This is a genomic window from Plantactinospora sp. BB1 (genome assembly GCF_003030385.1).
GTDB lineage: Bacteria > Actinomycetota > Actinomycetes > Mycobacteriales > Micromonosporaceae > Plantactinospora.
On record NZ_CP028159.1, the window covers coordinates 7180644 to 7199093 of the forward strand.

15 protein-coding genes are annotated in these 18450 nt (G+C 72.7%); 12 read left to right on the top strand and 3 right to left on the bottom strand.

The annotated features are described in order from the left end of the window. Nucleotides 1-401 precede the first annotated feature (401 nt). The 8 genes from C6W10_RS39555 (at nt 402) to lon (ending at nt 11630) form a co-directional block, all read left to right on the top strand. Entirely contained in the window at nt 402-1721 is a 1320-nt protein-coding gene (locus tag C6W10_RS39555) for a hypothetical protein (protein WP_159104832.1), read from the top strand. A 203-nt stretch (nt 1722-1924) separates the two neighbouring features. Next, entirely contained in the window at nt 1925-3217 is a 1293-nt protein-coding gene (locus C6W10_RS31460) for a hypothetical protein (RefSeq protein WP_159104833.1), read from the top strand. 184 nt (nt 3218-3401) lie between these two features. Then, on the top strand, nt 3402-4400 hold the full coding sequence (locus C6W10_RS31465; RefSeq protein WP_159104834.1) for a fibronectin type III domain-containing protein: 999 nt from the start codon (nt 3402-3404) through the stop codon (nt 4398-4400). A gap of 348 nt (nt 4401-4748) precedes the next feature. Then, nucleotides 4749-5780, top strand: coding sequence for a LuxR C-terminal-related transcriptional regulator (locus C6W10_RS31470; RefSeq protein ID WP_107262708.1), 1032 nt, complete (start codon nt 4749-4751; stop codon nt 5778-5780). Further along, a complete protein-coding gene (locus tag C6W10_RS31475) occupies nt 5777-6841 on the top strand; it encodes a hypothetical protein (protein ID WP_107262709.1) in 1065 nt (354 codons plus the stop codon). The genes C6W10_RS31470 and C6W10_RS31475 overlap by 4 nt, the downstream gene beginning before the upstream one ends. 150 nt (nt 6842-6991) lie before the next feature. Next, entirely contained in the window at nt 6992-8023 is a 1032-nt protein-coding gene (locus C6W10_RS31480; protein ID WP_107262710.1) for a LuxR C-terminal-related transcriptional regulator, read from the top strand. Between the two features lie 47 nt (nt 8024-8070). Next, the gene (locus tag C6W10_RS31485; protein WP_159104835.1) at nt 8071-9111 is read left to right on the top strand and encodes a hypothetical protein; all 1041 of its coding nucleotides are present in this window, start codon (nt 8071-8073) and stop codon (nt 9109-9111) included. A gap of 176 nt (nt 9112-9287) precedes the next feature. Next, nucleotides 9288-11630 (top strand): endopeptidase La, encoded by a 2343-nt coding sequence (lon, locus tag C6W10_RS31490; RefSeq protein WP_107262712.1) that lies wholly within the window; start codon nt 9288-9290, stop codon nt 11628-11630. Nucleotides 11631-11714: 84 nt separating this feature from the next. Here lon and C6W10_RS31495 read toward each other — a convergent pair whose 3' ends face one another. After that, nucleotides 11715-12557 (bottom strand): MOSC domain-containing protein, encoded by an 843-nt coding sequence (locus C6W10_RS31495; protein ID WP_107262713.1) that lies wholly within the window; start codon nt 12555-12557, stop codon nt 11715-11717. Nucleotides 12558-12612: 55 nt separating this feature from the next. Further along, entirely contained in the window at nt 12613-14133 is a 1521-nt protein-coding gene (locus tag C6W10_RS31500; RefSeq protein WP_107262714.1) for a glycosyltransferase family 39 protein, read from the bottom strand. Nucleotides 14134-14336: 203 nt separating this feature from the next. Between C6W10_RS31500 and C6W10_RS31510 the strand changes: the two genes are divergently transcribed. The 4 genes from C6W10_RS31510 (at nt 14337) to C6W10_RS31525 (ending at nt 17684) form a co-directional block, all read left to right on the top strand. Next, a complete protein-coding gene (locus tag C6W10_RS31510; RefSeq protein ID WP_107262716.1) occupies nt 14337-16238 on the top strand; it encodes an ABC transporter ATP-binding protein in 1902 nt (633 codons plus the stop codon). 96 nt (nt 16239-16334) lie between these two features. Continuing rightward, nucleotides 16335-16817 (top strand): hypothetical protein, encoded by a 483-nt coding sequence (locus C6W10_RS31515; protein WP_107262717.1) that lies wholly within the window; start codon nt 16335-16337, stop codon nt 16815-16817. A 77-nt stretch (nt 16818-16894) separates the two neighbouring features. Further along, nucleotides 16895-17095 (top strand): DUF397 domain-containing protein, encoded by a 201-nt coding sequence (locus tag C6W10_RS31520; RefSeq protein WP_107262718.1) that lies wholly within the window; start codon nt 16895-16897, stop codon nt 17093-17095. Nucleotides 17096-17156: 61 nt separating this feature from the next. Further along, nucleotides 17157-17684, top strand: coding sequence for a hypothetical protein (locus tag C6W10_RS31525; protein ID WP_107262719.1), 528 nt, complete (start codon nt 17157-17159; stop codon nt 17682-17684). Nucleotides 17685-17716: 32 nt separating this feature from the next. Here the strand turns inward: C6W10_RS31525 and C6W10_RS31530 are convergent, their stop codons facing one another. Continuing rightward, complete coding sequence (locus C6W10_RS31530; protein WP_107262720.1) at nt 17717-18445, bottom strand: DUF899 family protein; 729 nt, start codon at nt 18443-18445, stop codon at nt 17717-17719. Nucleotides 18446-18450: the final 5 nt, after the last annotated feature.

The window sequence follows — 18450 nt, forward strand, 5'->3', positions numbered from 1 at the left end:
ACGGCACCGACCGGGCTGGCCGGAGGCTGCGGCGGATCGATACGCGGCGTATCGCCGATCTATCGAGTGCAACTCCAGGATCAGGGATTGTCTCGGCGACTTCCGTGCCGGGCAGGATCCGGGGGGAAGCAATGAACGACCACTGGCCGGTGCCTGGCGAGGGACACTCCAAGCCGGACGGAGCGCCGCCGGGGCATCGGCCGCCCGCCGCCGGCTATCCGCCACCAGCACCGGGCTACCCGCCACCGGCAGCGGGTTATCCGAGTCCTCCGTCGGCACCGGGCAACCCGCCACCGGCGGTGGGCTATCCGGGGCTGCCGCCGGCATATCAAGCGCCGCCTGGGCAGGTACCGCCCGGGCAGATGACGCCCGGGCGGATGGCGCCGCCGGGGGCGGGACCGGTGAGCGGAGTGCCGCCGCAGGGTGGCGGGCGGCGGTCGTACAAGCTCTGGCTGGCGGTGGGTGCCGCTGTCCTGGTCGTACTGCTGGTGGGTGCGGTGACGGTGGTCGTCGGCAGGGGTGGCGACGCCCCGGTGGTCGCGGACCAGCCGTCCGCTTCGGCGTCACCGGAGGGCTCGGTGCATCCGGCGGACCGGTTGGAGGAGATGCTCAAGGCGCAGGGGGAGGCGCTGCTCCGTGGTGACGAGCAGGGCTGGCTGGCCCCGATCGACCCGGGCAACCGGAAGCTCTACGAGCACTATCGCAGCCAGTTCACGGTGCTGCGGGCGCTGAAGGTCTCGGCCTGGCAGGTCAGGATGGGCATCCCGCCGATAGTGGTGCTCGGCAGAGAGACCGAGGCGCGGATGATGGTCGCCTACTGTTTCGGCACCCCCAGGTGCCCGGAGTTCAAGCAGTTGTACGGCGAGGCTGCGCAGTTCACCCAGGACCTGAGGGTCCGGTGGGGCGAGGACGGCACGATTCTGGTCACCGGGTCGAAGGCGGCCGAGCGGGACCGGTTCGAGGCGCGCCCGCTGCCCTGGGAGAGCGAGCGGCTGACCGTACGGGAGGGGCGGCGGGTGATCGTGGCCGCCCCCGCCGGCCAACTGAGCCGGCTCGGTGAGGTGGTCGCCGCCGCCGACCGGGCCGCCCCGATCGTCGACCGCTACGCCAGGCTCGCCGGGCGTGAGCCGCCCACCCACTACATCGTCTTCCTGGCCGGCGAGACGGAGTGGAACGCCTGGCGGGGTGGCAAGAAGGGCAAGTGGGTCAGCGGATACGCCTATCGGGTGGGCCTGATGACCAGCAACGTGGTGATGCGGATGAGTCGGGTCGACCGGGACTACATGGAGACGATCCTGCGACACGAGTTCGGGCACGTGGTCACGGCGACCGGCTCCGACCCCTACGGCACGTCGGTGTTCGACAAGTGGCTGGTGGAGGGGATCGCGGAGTACATCGGTCGGTCGGGCGAGCCGGCGTCCCGTACGCCACGGATGGGCGCCATCCGACAGTACGTGCGTCAGAAGGGCTGGCCGCGGACGATCAAGTTGCCGTCGCTGGACGTGGAGGCGGAGGACGTGGAGGTGGACGCCTTCTACGGCCTGAACTATCTGACCATGAGCTGCCTGGCCAAGCGGCACGGTGAGCCGAAGCTGTTCCGCTGGTGGATCGACGTGGTCCACGGCGAGGTCGACGACGACCAGGCGACCCGCAAGCACTTCGGCGAGAGCTGGGCGGCGATGGAACGCGCCTGCCTCTCCTACATCCGCCGCACCGTCTGAGGAACGGGGAGACCGTGCCCGACCAGGACCGACCATCCGCACCGGGTCACCCGACACCGCAGTACCCGCCGCCACCAGCCCGGTACCCGGCGGCACCGCGGTACCCGCCGCCGGCTCCGCATCCCGGTCATCCGGCGGCGCCCTGGCCGGGATACCCGGGCCGGCCGCCCGCGCCCCGGTCCGCCGGCCCGACCGGCTGGTCGGTGGGGCGCTGGCTGGCGGTGGGCGCGGCAGCGGGCGTGCTGCTGCTGGTCGGGGTGGTCTCGCTGGTGCGGTTGGTGGCCAGCCAGGCGGTCCACTCGGGCCCCGACGTCGTACTGCCACCGACGTCGGGGCAGAGCGGCTACGTGCAGCCGGGCGAGAGACTGGAGCAGCTGCTCAGCGCGCAGGGCGAGGCGCTGCTCCGGGGCGACGAGCAGGGCTGGCTGGCGCCGCTCGACCCGGACGACGCGCAGCTGCGGGAGGCGTACCGCAGCCAGTTCAGGACACTTCGCGCGCTGCGGGTCTCCTCGTGGCAGGCGAGGCCGGTGGTCCGGCCCCTGCTGAAGCGGGGCGAGGAGACCAGCACCGACGTCACCGTCGCCTACTGTCTCGCCGTACCGAAGTGCCCGCCGGCCAGGTTCGTCGGTCCCGAGGCTCCGCAGTTGACCCAGGAGTTGACCGTGCGGTGGGGGCCGGACGAGCAGACCGTCACCATCACCGGATCCCGGGCCGCCGAACGCGATCGCTACGGTTCCCGTCCACTGCCGTGGGAGGACGGCGGGTTGACCGTCCGGGAGGGGCGGCGGGTGATCGTGGCCGCCGCGCCGGGCGAGACCGAGCGGCTCGCCGAGGCGGTGTCGGCGGGTGACCAGGCCGCGTCGGTCGTCGACCGGTACGGCCGGCTCGCCGGACGGGAGGTGCCCGAGCGCTACATCGTCTTCCTGGCCGGTGCGGGGGAGTGGCGCACCTGGCGGGGCGGGACGGCTCCGGAGTGGGCGGCGGCCTACGCGTACGGCGCGGGCAAGACGCCCAGCAACGTGGTGGTGCAGATGGCCGAGATGCGCGACCGTGCCGGGCTGCTCAGTACGCTGCGCCACGAGTTCGGGCACGTGATCACCGTGCCCGGGACCGACGACATCCTCGGCAGCATCCACCAGTGGCTGGTCGAGGGGATCGCCGAGTACATCCAGTGGGGCGGCAGGCCGCCGGCTCGGGCCCAGCTCACCGAGGTGCGTGCCCACCTGCGCGGCGGCCAGTGGCGGGGCAGCATCCAGCTTCCCCGGCTCGCCAGCACCTCCTCCGACGCCGAGGCGCGGGTCTTCTACCTGATGAACCACCTGACGATGACCTGCGTGGCCGACCGGCACGGCGAGGCCAAGCTCTTCAGGTGGTGGTACGCGATGGTGAGCGAGGGCTCGGCCAACTACGAGCCGGCGACCCGGGAGTCTCTCGGCGAGAGCTTCGCGGCGCTGGACCGGGCCTGCGTCTCCCACCTGCGCCGCGCCGTCGGCTGAGTTCTGACGTCGTACCCCGCGACGGGGGCGGGGAACGACGTCCGGGTGACCGGGGCCGGCGGGGGCTCCGGTCACCCGCCGCCGGTGAAGTACTGCCCGGCCGGGGGATCCGGGGCCGAAATCCATCGCTCAAGATGAATATCCGGCGCCGGTACCGGCGTTGGTGACCGAGAGCGAGGATTCCGTGCGCAGTCGTCCGTCCCGCCCGGCCCGTACCCTGATCCTGGCCGTCCTCGTCGCCGCCCTGACCGTCACCGGCGGGCCCGCCGCGCACGCGGCGGCCGAGGACACCGAACCGCCCAGCACGCCCGGCCCGATCACGGTCGTCGCCGCCACCACCAACTCCGTCGAACTCACCTGGGCACCGTCGAGCGACAACGTGGGGGTGGTGGAATACCACGTCTCGCAGATCTTCACCGACATCGCGATGCTGCACCGGACCCCCACCAACAGCATCGTGCTCACCCGCATGCAGCCGTCCCGGACGTACACCTTCGGGGTCTGGGCGGTCGACGCGGCCGGCAACCGGTCGACGGCGCCGCCGTCGCTGCGCTTCACCCTGCCGCCGGGCGACAGCCAGCCGCCGACCCCACCCGGGTCGCTCACCGTGGCGGAGGTCGGGGAGAGCAGCGTCGGCCTGCGTTGGAACCCCTCCACCGACAACGTGCTGCTGGCCAGGTACGAGGTGCTGTCGATCGGGCCGACCGGGGAGACCAGCGTGGTGGGACGGGTCCCCATGCTGCCGCCCGCCTATCCCACTACCGCGCTGACGGTCTCCGGGCTGGCGCCGCGCACGGCGTACCGGTTCGCGGTGCGCGCGGTGGACGAGGCCGGCAACCAATCGGCGCTCTCCAACCAGGTCGCCGTGACCACCGGGCCGGCGCCGACCTGCACGGCCCGGGCCCAGCGCGGCGGCGCGGATGTCTGGATCTCGGTCCGGAACGTCGCCGCCACCCCGGTCGACGGGTGGACACTGACCTGGGCGCTGCCGGACTCGCAGCGGATCACCGCCATCTGGAACGCGGCGCTGGTCAGCCACGTCGGCGGGGTCGTCACCACCCGGAACCTCGGCTGGAACCCGGTGATCGCCCCGGGTGCGACGGTGACCATCGGATATCTCGCCGCCGGGACCTTCCAGCCGGACCGGATCACCCTCAACGGCCAACTCTGCCAGGCCGGCTGACCGCCCGAGAGCCCTGGCCGAATGGACGTCGGCCGGCTGACCGGCCCGAAGACCCCGGCCGATCGGACGTCGGCCGGCTGACCGGCCCGAGAGCCCCGGCCGACCGGGCGCCGGCCCGGTGCGGGTGGAGGGCGCGCCGGAGCGTGCGCGCCCTCCACGACCATCACGCCGGCTGGCTCCCGTCCGTCGTCGGACCGGTTCATCCCCCGGGCCGGCGGCCGCGTGTCCTGCGGTGCAGACCGGCGTTTACCTAGGTAATCGCACCTGTGCCCGTGCTGTCGATTGACAGGACTGCCGATATGAGAGGGAGTCGTCGATCCGATGCGCCGACGGTCCGGACACTGACCGGTGGGCGAACTTCCGCCGTACGCCGCGGAGATCGCCGCCGAGGTCGAGCGGGTGGCGTCCTCGTCGGCCGGTACCGAGGAACGGGTGGCCGAACTCTTCGTGGTGCTGCGCCGGCTGGTCCCGTACGAGGCGGGTGTGCTCCAGGTGCTGAATCCGGAGCGGCGCCGGTTCGAGACGCTCGGCGCCGTCGGCTACCGCGAGTCGATCATGACGCATCTGCTCGGAGCCGCGCACTACCAGGAGGTCGAGCTGCTCGGGCTGCACCGGGACCGGGCCCCGGTCCGGGTCCGGGACGCCCCGATACCGTTGGCCGAGATCTGTTCCTGGGTCGAGCACTTCGCCCCGGCCGGCTTCCGGGAGGGCGTCGGGGTCCCGCTGTTCAGTCCGGACGGCCGGCAGATAGGTGTGCTGGCCCTGCACACCGAGACCGCCGAGCACCCGACCGACGAGGCTCGGGACTTTCTCGGCCTGCTCGCCCCGGTGATCGCCGACGCGGTGGATCCGATGCGTTCGATCGCCACACTGTCCACGGTCGTCACCTCGGCGGTCGCCGGGGTGGTCCTCACCCGTGCCGGTGAGGTGCTCGCGCTGCCCGGACTGCCGGAGCACCCCCGGCTGCGGCCCGGCTCGGCGGTACTCGTCGCGGCGGCGGAGAGCCTGGCCGAGGGGGAGCGGCACGCCGCGTTCCTCTGCCCCGGCGGGCCGGACCCGGCCGACCGCGGCTATGCCCGGGTCACCGTGCTGTCCTGCTCGGGACACGCACCGGCGTACCTGCACGCCGTGGTGCTGCTCTCGCCCCCCGGTGACCTGCACGGCTTGACCCCTCGGGAACTGGAGATCCTCGGGCTGCTCGTCGACGGCTGGCCCAACCAGCGGATCGCGAAGGCCCTGGTGGTCGCCCCGCGTACCGTCGCCGCGCACGTCGAACACATCCTCGCCAAACTGGCGGCCCCGTCCCGGACCCTGGCCGCCGTACGCGCGCTGCGGCTGGGCCTCTACGTGCCGCGATCGTTGACTCGGAGCGGAAGATGACCCGTACCCCCGCCCTCCCCGAACTGTTCCACGAGGCGGCGTCGATCCTCGCCAGCCCGCCCGGCACCGACCGCCCGGCACAGTGGTTGTCGCTGCTGCGCCGGGTGGTCCCGTACGACGCGATCTGGCTGTCCCTCTTCGACGACCGGTCCCACCGGTTCGCCGAGGTGGCCGGCGCCGGATACGACGACCGGATCCGCAACTACTTCCGCACCGGGGAGACGACGCGGCAGGCCGAGCAGGCGGGGCTGACCGAGTCGCCGCTGCCGTGTCGCGGTCGGGACCTGCCGGTTCCGGCCGTCGAGTACCCGGTCTGGAGTGACTACTACCTGCCGGCCGGCTACCGGGAGGGCTTGGCGGCCGGGCTCTTCAGCCGGGACCGGCGGCACGTCGGCATGCTCGTGCTGAGCACCGAGGACCCGGACCATCCCACCGACGCGGAGCGGGACGTGATCGGCCTGCTGACGCCCCGGATCGCCGCCACCCTGGACCCGCTGCGGTCGCTGGCGACGCTGGCCAGGGTGGTGCACGACGCCGTCGCCGGGGTGGTGCTGACCCGGGTGGGCGAGCCGCTGCCCCTCTGCGGACTGCCCGACCATCCGCTGCTGGCGGCGGGTTCGACGCTGCTCACCGTGATCGACGAGTACGCGCCCCGGGGCGAGGGCGCCGTCTCGTTCCTCTGGCCGGCCCGGCACCGGCGGCAGCCGTCGTACCGCCCGGCGGGTGGCGGGTGGGAGGTGCGGGACGATCTGCTCCGGGTCGTGGTGCTGGGTTGCGCCGCCGCCCTGTCGCCGCTGGTCGGGGTGGCGATGCTCGCGCCGGTGCCGGCCGGCGGCTGCCCGTTGGACCGGCGCGAACTGGTGGTGCTGGGTCTGCTCCTGGCGGGCTGGACGGAGGAGCGGGCCGCGGTCGGGCTCGACCTGCCGGGTGCGGCGGTCGCCGAGTCGGTGCAGCGGTGCGTCGCCGGCCTGGAGGCCCCGGACCGGCACGTCGCCCTGCTGCGGGCGGCCCGGCGGGGCTGGTTCATCCCGCACCTGCCCGGGGCGGCGCCACCGAACTGAGCGCCGTTCGGGTCCGCCGCCGTTTCCGGCGGCGGTCCCCGCCGTTCTCATAGGTAACCGCATCAGTGCGGGCAGTGTGGTGGCGGCGCTGCGGACACGGCGAGGAGTGGATCATCATGCGGGCGACGGCTCGGTGTACCGGTACGGGGGATGGTTGAGCTGCCACCCGGTGCCGCCGAGATCGTGGCTGACATTGAGCGGATCGCGGCGCTGCCGGGAGATGTGCGGGACCGGGTGCCGGAACTGCTGAAGGTACTGCACCGGCTGATGCCGACCGGCGGCTCGATGATGCACGTGCTCGACCCGGAGCGTCGGGAGTTCGAGGCGATGGGGGAGTCCGGTTACACGGAGGCGACTCTCGCCTACATGCGCAGCTCGGAGCATTACCGGGAGATGGAGTTGCTCGGCATGGACCGGGACCGGCCGCCGATGTGCGTACGCGACGCGCCGGTACCGCCCGGTGAGTTGCAGTCCTGGGCGGAGCACCTGGAGCCGGCGGGTTTCCGGGAGGGGATCGGCCTCACCCTGTTCAGCCGGGACGGACGGCACCTCGGGCTGATCACCCTGCACACCGACGACCCGGCGCAGCCGAGCGATGCGATCCGGGACTTCCTCGGGCTGCTCACGCCGACGTTGGCCGACGCCGTCGACCCGATGCGGTCGATCGTCACGCTGTCGAGGATCGTCGCCGACGCGCAGTGGGGTGTGGTGCTGACCCGGGCCGGCAACGTGCTGCCGCTACCCGGGCTGCCGAGCCATCCGCTGCTGGAGGTCGGGGCGCCGGTGTTGGAGGTGGCGGCGGCCGGGCTGCGCGAGGGGCACGTGCACAACTCGTTCCTCTGCCCGTACCCGTCGTCGGACGATCCGGGCCGGCACCTCCAGGTGACCGTACTGGCCTGTCCGGCCTCGGCGCCGCCACACCTGCTCGCGGTGCTGCTGATCTCCCCCACGAGGGACCTGCGCGGCCTGACCAGGCGGGAGTTGGAGATCCTCGGACTGCTCGTCGACGGCTGGTCCAACCAGCGGATGGCGAGCCAGTTGGTGATCACCCAACGCACGGTTGCCGCGCACATCGAACACATCCTGGACAAGATGGATGCCCCGACCCGTACCCTGGCCGCCGTCCGTGCACTGCGGCTGGGCCTCTACGTCCCCCAGCCCCTTGCCCGGATCCGACGCTGACCGTTCCGCGTCGTCGTACCGGCCTGTCCGCGGACGAAGGTTCTGTGATGACCGCTCCTCCACCATCATCGTCGAAGGCGATCCGTGGCCTGGCCGAGATCGCCTCGGCGGTGGCCCGCGCCGGTCAGCCGGACGAGTTGCTGGCCGGGATCGGCGCGGTGGTGCCGGTCCAGGCCGCCTGGCTCGCCCTGCTCGACGACCGGCAGCGCCGGTACGCCGAGGTCGCCAGCTTCGGTTACGACACCCGGATCAGGAACTACTTCGGCACGGCGGCGCTGCTGGAGCAGGTCGAACTGGTCGGGCTGACCAGTTCACCCGTGCCGCAGCGGGCCCGTGACTCGCCGGTGCCGCTGGCCGAGCTGCCGGTCTGGGGGGACTACTACTTTCCGGCCGGCTTCCGGGAGGGGATCGCGGTCGGCCTGTTCACCCCGGACCGCCGGCACGTCGGGGTACTGGTCATGTGCACCGACGACCCCGATCGGCCGACCGACGCCGAACGGGATCTGGTCGCGGCGCTGGCTCCGCAGGTCGCCGCCGCCGTCGACCAGGTCCGGTCGCTGGCGGTGCTGGCCCAGGTCGTCCGGAACGCCCGGGCGGGTGCGGTGCTGACCCGCGGCGGCGATGCGCATCCGCTGCCCGGCCTGCCCGGGCATCCGCTGCTGGCCCCGGATTCGGCGCTGCCCGGCGTGGCCCTGCACCAGGCGGTCAACTGCGGCGGCTCCGCCTCGTTCCTCTGGCCGGCCTGTGTCGGGCAGGAGCCCGACGACCGGTCGGGGTTGCTCCAGGTCGCCGTGCTGGGCTGTGCCACCGCACCGCCGTCCGTGGTCGGGGTGCTGGTGCTCTCTGCGCTGCCCGGCGGCCGGTCGGTGCTGACCCGCCGCGAGTTGGTGGTGGTCGGCCTGCTGCTGGAGGGCTGGTCGGACCGGCGCATCGCGGTCGGCCTGGGCCTGCCGGTCGGCACCGTCGCCGAGACCGTCGCGCGGATCGTGGCCAAGCTGGACGCCCCGGACCGGCACGCGGCGCTGCTCCGGACGGCCCGACGCGGCTGGTTCATCCCGCCCTGCCCCGGCCGTCCCCGCCCGGACTGACTGTCCGGTTCCCTCGGCATCCCGGACGTTTCCCCGGAACTCCGGACGTTTCCTCGGAACTCCGGACCTTTCCCCGGAACTCCGGACAGCCGCAGTGCTCTGGATCACAAGCCGGAACATGGAGCACCGTTTGTTACTTGAGTCGTACAAGCTCAACTAACGATGGCAGGTGTGTGATGGCAACTCTTCCGGTTCTTGCTCTGACCGACGCTGTCCTGCTGCCCGGCATGGTCATCCCGGTGACCCTGGACGCGACCACCCAGGCAGCGGTGGACGCCGCCCGGGCCACGGGCGACAAGAAGCTTCTGGCCGTGCCCCGGGTCGACGGGGAGTACGGCTCCATCGGCGTCATCGCCACGATCGAGAAGGTCGGCCGGCTGCCCAGCGGCGAACCCGCCGCCGTGGTGCGCGGCGAGGCCCGGGCCCGGATCGGCTCTGGCGTGCCCGGTCCCGGTGCGGCCCTCTGGGTCGAGACCGTCCAGATCACCGAGCCGGCACCGGCCGGCCGGGCCAAGGAACTCGCCCGGGAGTACCGGGCACTGGTGACGTCACTGCTGCAACAGCGCGGCGCCTGGCAGGTCATCGACGCGGTCGAGCGGATGACCGACCTGGCCGAGTTGGCCGACTCGGCCGGCTACGCGCCGTGGCTCACCCTGGAACAGAAGATCGAACTGCTGGCCGCACCGGACGTGACCGCCCGGCTCGACCTGCTGGTCGGCTGGGTGAAGGCGTACCTGGCCGAGCAGGAGGTCACCGAGCAGATCAACTCCGACGTGCGGGAGGGACTGGAGAAGTCCCAGCGCGAGTTCCTGCTCCGCCAGCAGCTCGCCGCGATCCGCAAGGAGCTGGGCGAGGACGAGCCGGACGGCTCGGCCGACTACCGCTCCCGGGTCGAGTCCGCCGAACTGCCCGACAAGGTACGCGAGGCGGCACTGCGCGAGGTCGGCAAGCTGGAGCGGGCCAGTGACGCCTCCCCGGAGGCGGGGTGGATCCGTACCTGGCTGGACACGGTGCTGGAGATGCCGTGGTCCACGCGTACCGAGGACAACACCGACCTGGTGCAGGCCCGGCAGGTGCTCGACGCCGACCACGCCGGCCTGGCCGACGTGAAGGACCGCATCCTGGAGTACCTGGCGGTGCGCAACCGGCGCGCGGCCCGCAACCTCCAGGTCGTCGGCGGCCGTGGCTCGGGCGCGGTGCTCGCCCTCGGCGGCCCGCCCGGAGTCGGCAAGACCAGCCTCGGCGAGTCGGTCGCCCGGGCGCTGGGCCGGAAGTTCGTCCGGGTCTCCCTCGGCGGCATCCGGGACGAGGCCGAGATCCGTGGCCACCGCCGGACGTACGTCGGCGCGCTGCCCGGCCGGATCGTCCGGGCGCTGCGCGAGGCCGGCTCGATGAACCCGGTCGTGCTGCTCGACGAGGTCGACAAGATCTCGGCGGGGTACGCCGGTGACCCGGCCGCCGCCCTGCTGGAGGTGCTGGACCCGGCACAGAACCACACGTTCCGGGACCACTACCTGGAGGTCGACCTCGACCTGTCCGACGTACTCTTCCTGGCCACCGCCAACGTGGTGGAGGCGATCCCCGGCCCGCTGCTGGACCGGATGGAGCTGGTGACGCTGGACGGCTACACCGAGGAGGAGAAGGTCGCGATCGCCCGGGACCACCTGCTGCCCCGGCAGATCGAGCGGGCCGGACTGACCGCCGAGGAGGTGAGCGTCTCCGACGAGGCGCTGGGCCGGATCGCCGCCGAGCACACCCGCGAGGCGGGGGTACGCCAGCTCGAACGCGCGCTGGCGAAGATCCTCCGCAAGGTCGCGGTCGCGCTGGCCTCGACCGAGGGTCCGGTACGCGTCGACACCGACAACCTGACCAGTTACCTGGGCCGGCCGAAGTTCACGCCGGAGTCGGCGGAGCGGACGGCGGTGCCCGGGGTGGCGACCGGGCTGGCGGTGACCGGTGCCGGCGGTGACGTGCTCTTCATCGAGGCGACCAGCATGGAGGGCGAGCCGGGGCTGACCCTGACCGGGCAACTCGGCGACGTGATGAAGGAGTCGGCGCACATCGCCCTCTCCTACCTCCGGTCGAACGGCCGGGCGCTGGGGCTGGACCCGAACGCGCTGGCCGGACGGCGGATCCACCTGCACGTCCCGGCGGGTGCGGTGCCGAAGGACGGCCCGAGCGCCGGCATCACCATGGTCACCGCGCTGGCCTCGCTGGCCAGCGGCCGACCGGTACGCCCGGAGTTCGGCATGACCGGCGAGGTCACCCTCTCCGGCCGGGTGTTGCCGATCGGCGGGGTGAAGCAGAAGCTGCTCGCCGCGCACCGGGCGGGGCTGACCGAGGTGATCATCCCGGCCCGGAACGAACCGGACCTGGACGACCTGCCCACCGAGGTGCGGGAGGCACTGACCGTGCACACCCTGGCCGACGTGGCGGACGTACTGGCGCTGGCCCTGCGGCCGGCCGACGACCCGGGGCTGCTCGACACGGCCGACGGCCCGGCGCTGGCCGCCGCCTGACCTGACCCGACAACCAATCGACGGGCCGTCCGCGATGCGCGGGCGGCCCGTCGCCGTCGCTCCCGGGCTGAGGTACGTTCCGGGTCAGTCCAGCACCTCCACGGCGTCACCGACGCTGACCGTACGACCCTCGGCCGCCCCGCCCGACTCGGCCCACACCGTCAGCTGAAGACCGAAGAGGAGCTTCCGGCCGATGTTCCGGCGGGCGGCGAGCATCCGCAGCGGCTCCCGCCCCCGCTCCCCGGTCTCCTGGTCGATCGTCGAGATCAGACACCGGCCACACTCGGCGGCGCCCTGGAACACCGCCCCGCCGATCCTGATCCGCCGGCCGACCCACTCGCCCTCGGCCCACGGCGCGGCACCGTCGACCACCACGTTGGGGCGGAACTGGATCATCGGCAGTGGCCCCTCGGCGCTGCCCGACTCCCGCAGCCAGCCGTTGAACGCGTCCAGCGACGCGGTGTTGGCCAGCAGCAGCGGGGTGCCGTCGGCGAAGCTCAGTTCGGCGCCGACCTCGGCCGGCACCGGCCAGGGTACGAGGTTGCCGGTGGGGTCGCCGAGCCAGACCAGCCGGACGGTACGTCCCAACAGCCGGTGGAGCCACTCGTCCGCCTCCGGGCCGGCGGCGCGGACCGGTGCGGGCGGCCGCGCCCGGTACACCCGGACCTGGAGCGGCTCGCCGTCGGTCGGTTCGGCCAGGTCGAGCGGGGTCAGCCCCGGCGCCTCCAGGGTCAGCCCGCCCGGCCGGGAGATCGCCCGCATCGTCACCAGTTCCCGGTGCTGGCGCTGGCTCAGGCCGAGCCCGTTCTCGTCCACGATCAACCAGCGCCGGTCGCCGTCCAGGCCCCACGGTTCGACCCGGGCCGTGTCGCGGTCCATCCGACGGCACCCCTTCACCGGGTACGTGTACATCGAGGTGACTCGCATTCGGTCAGGATGACACGACGTGGTGTGACGGGGGTAACCTCGCTGCGGCGGATTCTCAGGCTGCCGGCGGTGGCGGGTAGAGGTGGTAGCCGGCAACGGTTTCCGGGGTGCTGTCGGGCATCCGCCGGGCCAGTTCGGCGTCCAGCGGTGAGCCGATCGGCGCCAGTACGGCCTGCGGCTGCGGGTGCCAGTAGCCCGGGTACCGGTTGAGTCCCCGGTCGAGCCGGTCGTCGACGACGCCGCAGGTGGTCCGCTCCGCGCTGAGGTATGTGATCCAGTTGCAGGTCCAGTACCCGCCGTGCACGTGGCTCAGCCCCCGCTCGCGCAGCGCCGCCAGCACCTCCGACCGCTCCGCACGCTCCGCCCGGTATTCGTCGACGGTGCCGACCAGGCTCACCGTGGCGGCCAGCATGGTGACCGCGAGCGCGGCGATCGGCAGCGCCGCCGGTATCGCCGTACGGCCGCCGGCCCGGGCCAGCCGGTAGAGCGGCCAGAGCGCCACCGGCAGCGAGACCAGCAGCACCGACAGGTAGCGGGCGCTCTCCACAGGTGAGTCGGCGGCGGCCGGGCTGCGTACGTAGCTGAGCACGCTGAGCAGCCCGGCGGCGGCCATCACCAGCCGCGTCACCGCCCGGGTGCGGTCGACGGGGTCCAGCGGTGCCGGGGTACGCAGCCGGCGTACCGCGAGCAGCAGGGCCGCGGTGAGCAGTACCAGCACGACGGGTCCCCACCAGAGCGACCAGCCGGCGCAGTAACCCGGCTCGCAGAGGCCCGTGCCCAGCGGCAGGCCCAGCCAGGCGCCGCCGACGATCCGCTCCCAGAGCCCGGCGTCGGTGCCGGCCCCGTTCAGCCGGAGGAAGACCGCGATCGAGTTCTCCGCCCAGCCGGCCTGCACGTTTCCGACGATCAACGGCACCACCCCGACCAGCAGCCCGGCCCCGACCAGTCCGGCGGTGCGCCGGGTCAGCACCCGGGCGGTGCCGAGCACCACCAGGGCGCCGAGCAGGTACGGCGCCGGCAGCCAGTGGTTCCAGGCGACCAGCCCGAACAGGGCGCCCCAGCCGGCGAAGGCGTACCAGCGGGTCGTGGCGCGGGTGGCCAGCAGGTAGCCGAGCAGCAGCAGCCCGGCGACCATCGGGGCGGTCTCCGGATAGCCCCCACCGGCGATCAACTGGTTCTTCACTATCCGGTCGGAGCCCAGCGCCAGCAGCCCGACGGTCAGCACCGCCAGGCCGGCGGTGAAGACGCGGCGGACCAGCAGGTACATCAGCAGCAGGAAGAGCGCGTAGAGCAGAAGCGTCGGGATCCGCAGCGCGGTCACCGACGGCCCGGCCAGCGCGACCAGCGGCGCCGCCAGGTACGCCTCGACGGTGCCCATGTAGTGCTGTCCGTAGAAGAAGACCGGCAGGTCCCGCCCCTGCGCGATGTGCAGCGCGGCGAGCCCCATCGTGGCCTCGTCGCTGTTGGTGGGCGGGGTGCCGACCACGGTCAGCCAGATCCGCCAGAGCACACCGAGCGCGCCCAGCGCGGCGGCGAGCAGGCCGTAGCGGCCGGGGCGGGGGAGGCGGAGCGGCACGAGTCGCGAGTCTGTCACATCTTCAGTCGTTTCGTTCCGCCCCGACCGCCGCCCCGACCGCCGCCCCGACCGCCGCCCCGACCGCCGCCCCGACCGCCACTCCGGGCGGACCGCGACGGTTGACCTCGACATTGCTTGAGGTCGTACTGTCGGTGGGCGCCGATAAGGTCCGGGCGACTCGGTGTTCACGGAGGGTGCCAGCGATGAGTATGGAAGTCACGGCGTGGAACTCGCTCTACCACGCGATGCACGCCCAGCAGGACAGACGGCCGTTCTCGATGGCCACGCTCCGGCGCATCGCCGGCTTCGCCCGGCCGCACCGCCGCCGGCTGACCTACTACCTCCTGCTCAGCGTGGTGCTGGCGGTGCTCGCGGTGGCCACGCCGGTGCTGGCCGGTCGGGTGGTCGACGGCATCGTCGGCGGCGGGAGCACCGACCTGGTCGTCGGGCTCGCCGTGCTGATCGGCGTCGTCGCGCTGGCCGAGGCCGGCCTCGCGCTGCTCACCCGCTATTTCTCGGCGAGCATCGGCGAGGGGCTCATCCTCGACCTGCGTACCGCCGTCTTCGACCACGTGCAGAAGATGCCGGTCGCCTTCTTCACCCGAACCCGGACCGGTGCGCTGGTCAGCCGGCTCAACAACGACGTGATCGGCGCGCAGCGGGCGTTCTCCGACACCCTCTCCGGGGTGGTCGGCAATCTCGTCACCCTGCTGCTCACCCTGGTGGTGATGATCGGGATCTCCTGGCGGATCACCCTGCTCGCGCTCGTGCTGCTGCCGGTCTTCGTGCTGCCGGCCCGCCGGATGGGCAGCCGGCTGGCCCGGCTGGAGCGCGAGGCCGCCAACCACAACGCGACGATGAGTACCCAGATGACCGAGCGGTTCTCCGCGCCCGGCGCGACCCTGGTCAAGCTCTTCGGCCGGCCGGCGGAGGAGTCCGCCGAGTTCGCGCTCCGGGCCCGCCGGGTTCGCGACATCGGGGTACGCACCGCCATGGTCCAGTCGGTCTTCATCACCGCGCTCACCCTGGTCTCGGCGCTGGCTCTCGCCCTGGTGTACGGCCTCGGCGGCCTCTACGCGCTGCGCGGCCAACTGGAGCCCGGTGCCGTGGTCGCGCTCGCCCTGCTGCTGACCCGGCTCTACGCCCCGCTGACCGCCCTGGCCAGCGCCCGGGTCGAGGTGATGAGCGCGCTGGTCAGCTTCGAGCGGGTCTTCGAGATCCTCGACCTCAAGCCGCTGATCACCGAGAAGCCCGACGCGCGCCACGTGCCGGACGGGCCGGTCTCGGTCGAGCTGGACGGGGTGACCTTCGGCTACCCGTCGGCGGAGAAGGTCTCGCTCGCCTCCCTCGAAGAGGTGGCGACCCTGGACACCCGGGGCGGGGTCGACGTGCTGCACGACGTCTCGTTCCGGGTCGAGCCGGGCCAACTGGTCGCCCTGGTCGGCTCCTCGGGGGCCGGCAAGTCCACCATCGCCCAGCTCGTACCCCGGCTCTACGACACCGACTCCGGCGCCGTACGCCTGGCCGGGCAGGACGTGCGGGACCTGTCGGCCGACTCGCTCCGGGAGACGCTCGGCCTGGTCACCCAGGACGGGCACCTGTTCCACGACACCATCCGGAGCAACCTGCTGCTGGCCCGGCCCGATGCGACCGAGCAGGAGCTGTGGGACGCGTTGCGCCGGGCCCGGCTCGCCGACCTGATCGAGGGACTGCCCGACGGGCTCGACACCGTGGTCGGCGAGCGCGGCTACCGGCTCTCCGGTGGTGAGCGGCAGCGGCTGACCATCGCCCGGCTGCTGCTGGCCCGACCCCGGGTGGTGATCCTGGACGAGGCGACCGCGCACCTCGACTCCACCTCCGAGGCGGCGGTGCAGGCGGCGCTCGGCGAGGCGCTGGCCGACCGTACGGCGTTGGTGATCGCGCACCGGCTCTCCACCGTACGGGCCGCCGACCAGATCCTGGTGGTCGAGGAGGGCCGGATCGTGGAGCGCGGCACCCACGACGAACTGCTCGCCGCCGGTGGCCGCTACGAGGAGCTGTACCGGACCCAGTTCGCGCAGGAGGAGCGGCCCCGGGCCGAGGAGGCGGAGTTGGTCGCCGGCTGACCGGCCCGACCTCGCGTCCGGCGCCCCGGGACGGCGTGGCGGACCGGTGCGGCTCGACCCGACAATGACGGGGTGACATTTGAACCATCCCGAGTCGTGTCGTCTGCCGGATCGGTCCCCGCCCAGCCGGCGCCGCCGGAGATCGCCCCGGAGACTTCGCCGGTACCCGAGACCACGCCGATACCCGAGACCACCCCGCCGCCGGCCGTCCCCGCGGCACCGGACGGTCCGACCGGCGCCGAGGCGCCGACGCCGCACCCCGCGATGCCGGCACCTCTGGCGCCCGAGTCGGCGTCGGCCCCGGCCGACGAGGCGGCGTCGAGGTCGTCGGGCGACGGCTCGGCCAGTCCGACCAAGGTCCGGATCGACACCCCGGGCGCCACCATCGAGATCGAGGCGAACGAGTCGCTGGCCGAGGTGGTGGCGACCGCGCTACGACTGTTCCACGAGGCCGGTGGCTGGCCGCAGGTGAACAGCCGGTCCGCCGGGTTCGCCCAGGCCGAGCGCCGGGAGACCCATCCGGTGCAGCCGAGTTCGATGCCGTACGGGCCGGGGTCATATCCCATACAGATGCCGTAACCGCCGGGCGCGGGTGATCAGCAGGCGCGGCCGGACCAGCCGCAGTCGACCGAGTTGATAGCGAAGGTGGCCAAGACATGGATCTGACCGGAGCCCACTGGCGCAAGAGCGTTCGCAGCGGTTCGAACCAGGCGGCGTGTGTCGAGGTTGCGGTCGGCCTGCCGGGGGCGGTCGGGGTCCGGGACAGCAAGGACCTGTCCGGGCCGGTGCTCGTCTTCGCCGCCGACGCGTGGCGGGCGTTCGTCAGCCAGGAGATCCCCTGCGACACGGCTGGCTGACGGCGGCGGACCGCTCGACCGGGACCGCCAGAATGTCCCTCGTCCCGCGACAATTCCTCGCATGGGTTACACCCACTACTTCTCGTACCGTCCGCGGAGCCCGTCGTTCCTGGCGGCGTGGCCCCGGATGCGGGCCGACGCCGAGCGCATCCTCGACCGGGTGGCGACGGCCGGCGTACGGCTCTGCCGGGATCCGTTCGAGGGGACGCTGCCACCGGAGTACGAGGTCATCGCCGTCAACGGTGACCGGGAGCGCGAAGAGAGCTGCGAACCGCTGGTGCTGGCGCCCCGCTGGCCCGGCTACCGCCAGGAGCGCGCCGATGGCCGGGTGACCGGGTTCTGCAAGACCGGCCGCCACCCCTACGACCTCGCCGTCAGCGCCATCCTGCTCCGCTGCCACCGGTTGCTGCCGGACGGGTTCGCGATCCACAGCGACGGCGGTTGGGACGCCGAGTGGCGGGACGGGCGGCGGGGGCCGCACCCGGTACTGCCGAGCGCCCGCGACCTGGTCGCCGAGCTGTTCGGCGACGAGGTCTCCAGTTGCCCGTTCGACCGCGAGCGGGTGTTCGGGCCACCCGTGCGCAACTGACCGTCCCACCGGGGCCCGCCACCCGCCGACCGTCAGTGGCAGTGCTGTTGGTGTGCTGCGCCGACCGGCCCGACTCCGGGCCTGGTCCATTGCGGCACGGGTCGGCCGTCCCTGCGCCACCTCGTGTAGGTCGGTTCCTGCGGCCAGCCCTCCGGTGAGTCCTCCCAGACCTCCTGTCTGCCGTAGACGGTCATGTCGAGCAGCCTGTGCGACGACATGATCGCTTCGACCCCCCGGCCGGTCGTCTCGTACGTCAGGAAGAACCGATCGTCTCGCTTCAGGAAGCAGGCGATCTCGCCGCCGCCGGCATAGGCGGGGTCGTCGATGCCGTGCGTGGAATACCACGGGTGCGTGTAGCCCATGAAGTCCCGGAAGGGAGCGATCTCCTCGTACGGCCCCTCGCAGAAGACCGCGAAGGAGATGCCCCGCTCCTCAAGGTATGCCGCGTTCTGGAAGTCCCAGATGCTGGCCGTACAGCCTTCGCACTGGTCCTCGAAGGGCTTTCCGAGGTGCCACATGTGCCGGTAGACGACGAGCTGGTCGCGGCCGGCGAAGATGTCCGACAGGGGCGTCGGGCCGTGCGCTCCGATGAGCGAGATCGGTGTCACCTCGGTCATCGGCAGGCGGCGCCGGGCGGCGGCTATCGCGTCGCCCTCGCGGGTGTGCGCCTTCTCGCGGACGAGCAACGCCTCGCGCTCGGCGAGCCAGGTCTCGCGGTCGACGACCGGAGGGGCGGGGGTCGTGGTGTGGACGGTTGTCATGCTGA

Bases quoted from the DNA above. Each gene is read 5' to 3' on its own strand.
- C6W10_RS31475 (WP_107262709.1), top strand. From the start codon at position 5,777: ATGACCCGTACCCCCGCCCTCCCCGAACTGTTCCACGAGGCGGCGTCG.
- C6W10_RS31480 (WP_107262710.1), top strand. From the start codon at position 6,992: ATGGTTGAGCTGCCACCCGGTGCCGCCGAGATCGTGGCTGACATTGAG.
- C6W10_RS31485 (WP_159104835.1), top strand. From the start codon at position 8,071: ATGACCGCTCCTCCACCATCATCGTCGAAGGCGATCCGTGGCCTGGCC.
- lon (WP_107262712.1), top strand. From the start codon at position 9,288: ATGGCAACTCTTCCGGTTCTTGCTCTGACCGACGCTGTCCTGCTGCCC.
- C6W10_RS31495 (WP_107262713.1), bottom strand. From the start codon at position 12,557: ATGCGAGTCACCTCGATGTACACGTACCCGGTGAAGGGGTGCCGTCGG.
- C6W10_RS31510 (WP_107262716.1), top strand. From the start codon at position 14,337: ATGAGTATGGAAGTCACGGCGTGGAACTCGCTCTACCACGCGATGCAC.
- C6W10_RS31520 (WP_107262718.1), top strand. From the start codon at position 16,895: ATGGATCTGACCGGAGCCCACTGGCGCAAGAGCGTTCGCAGCGGTTCG.
- C6W10_RS31525 (WP_107262719.1), top strand. From the start codon at position 17,157: ATGGGTTACACCCACTACTTCTCGTACCGTCCGCGGAGCCCGTCGTTC.
- C6W10_RS31530 (WP_107262720.1), bottom strand. From the start codon at position 18,445: ATGACAACCGTCCACACCACGACCCCCGCCCCTCCGGTCGTCGACCGC.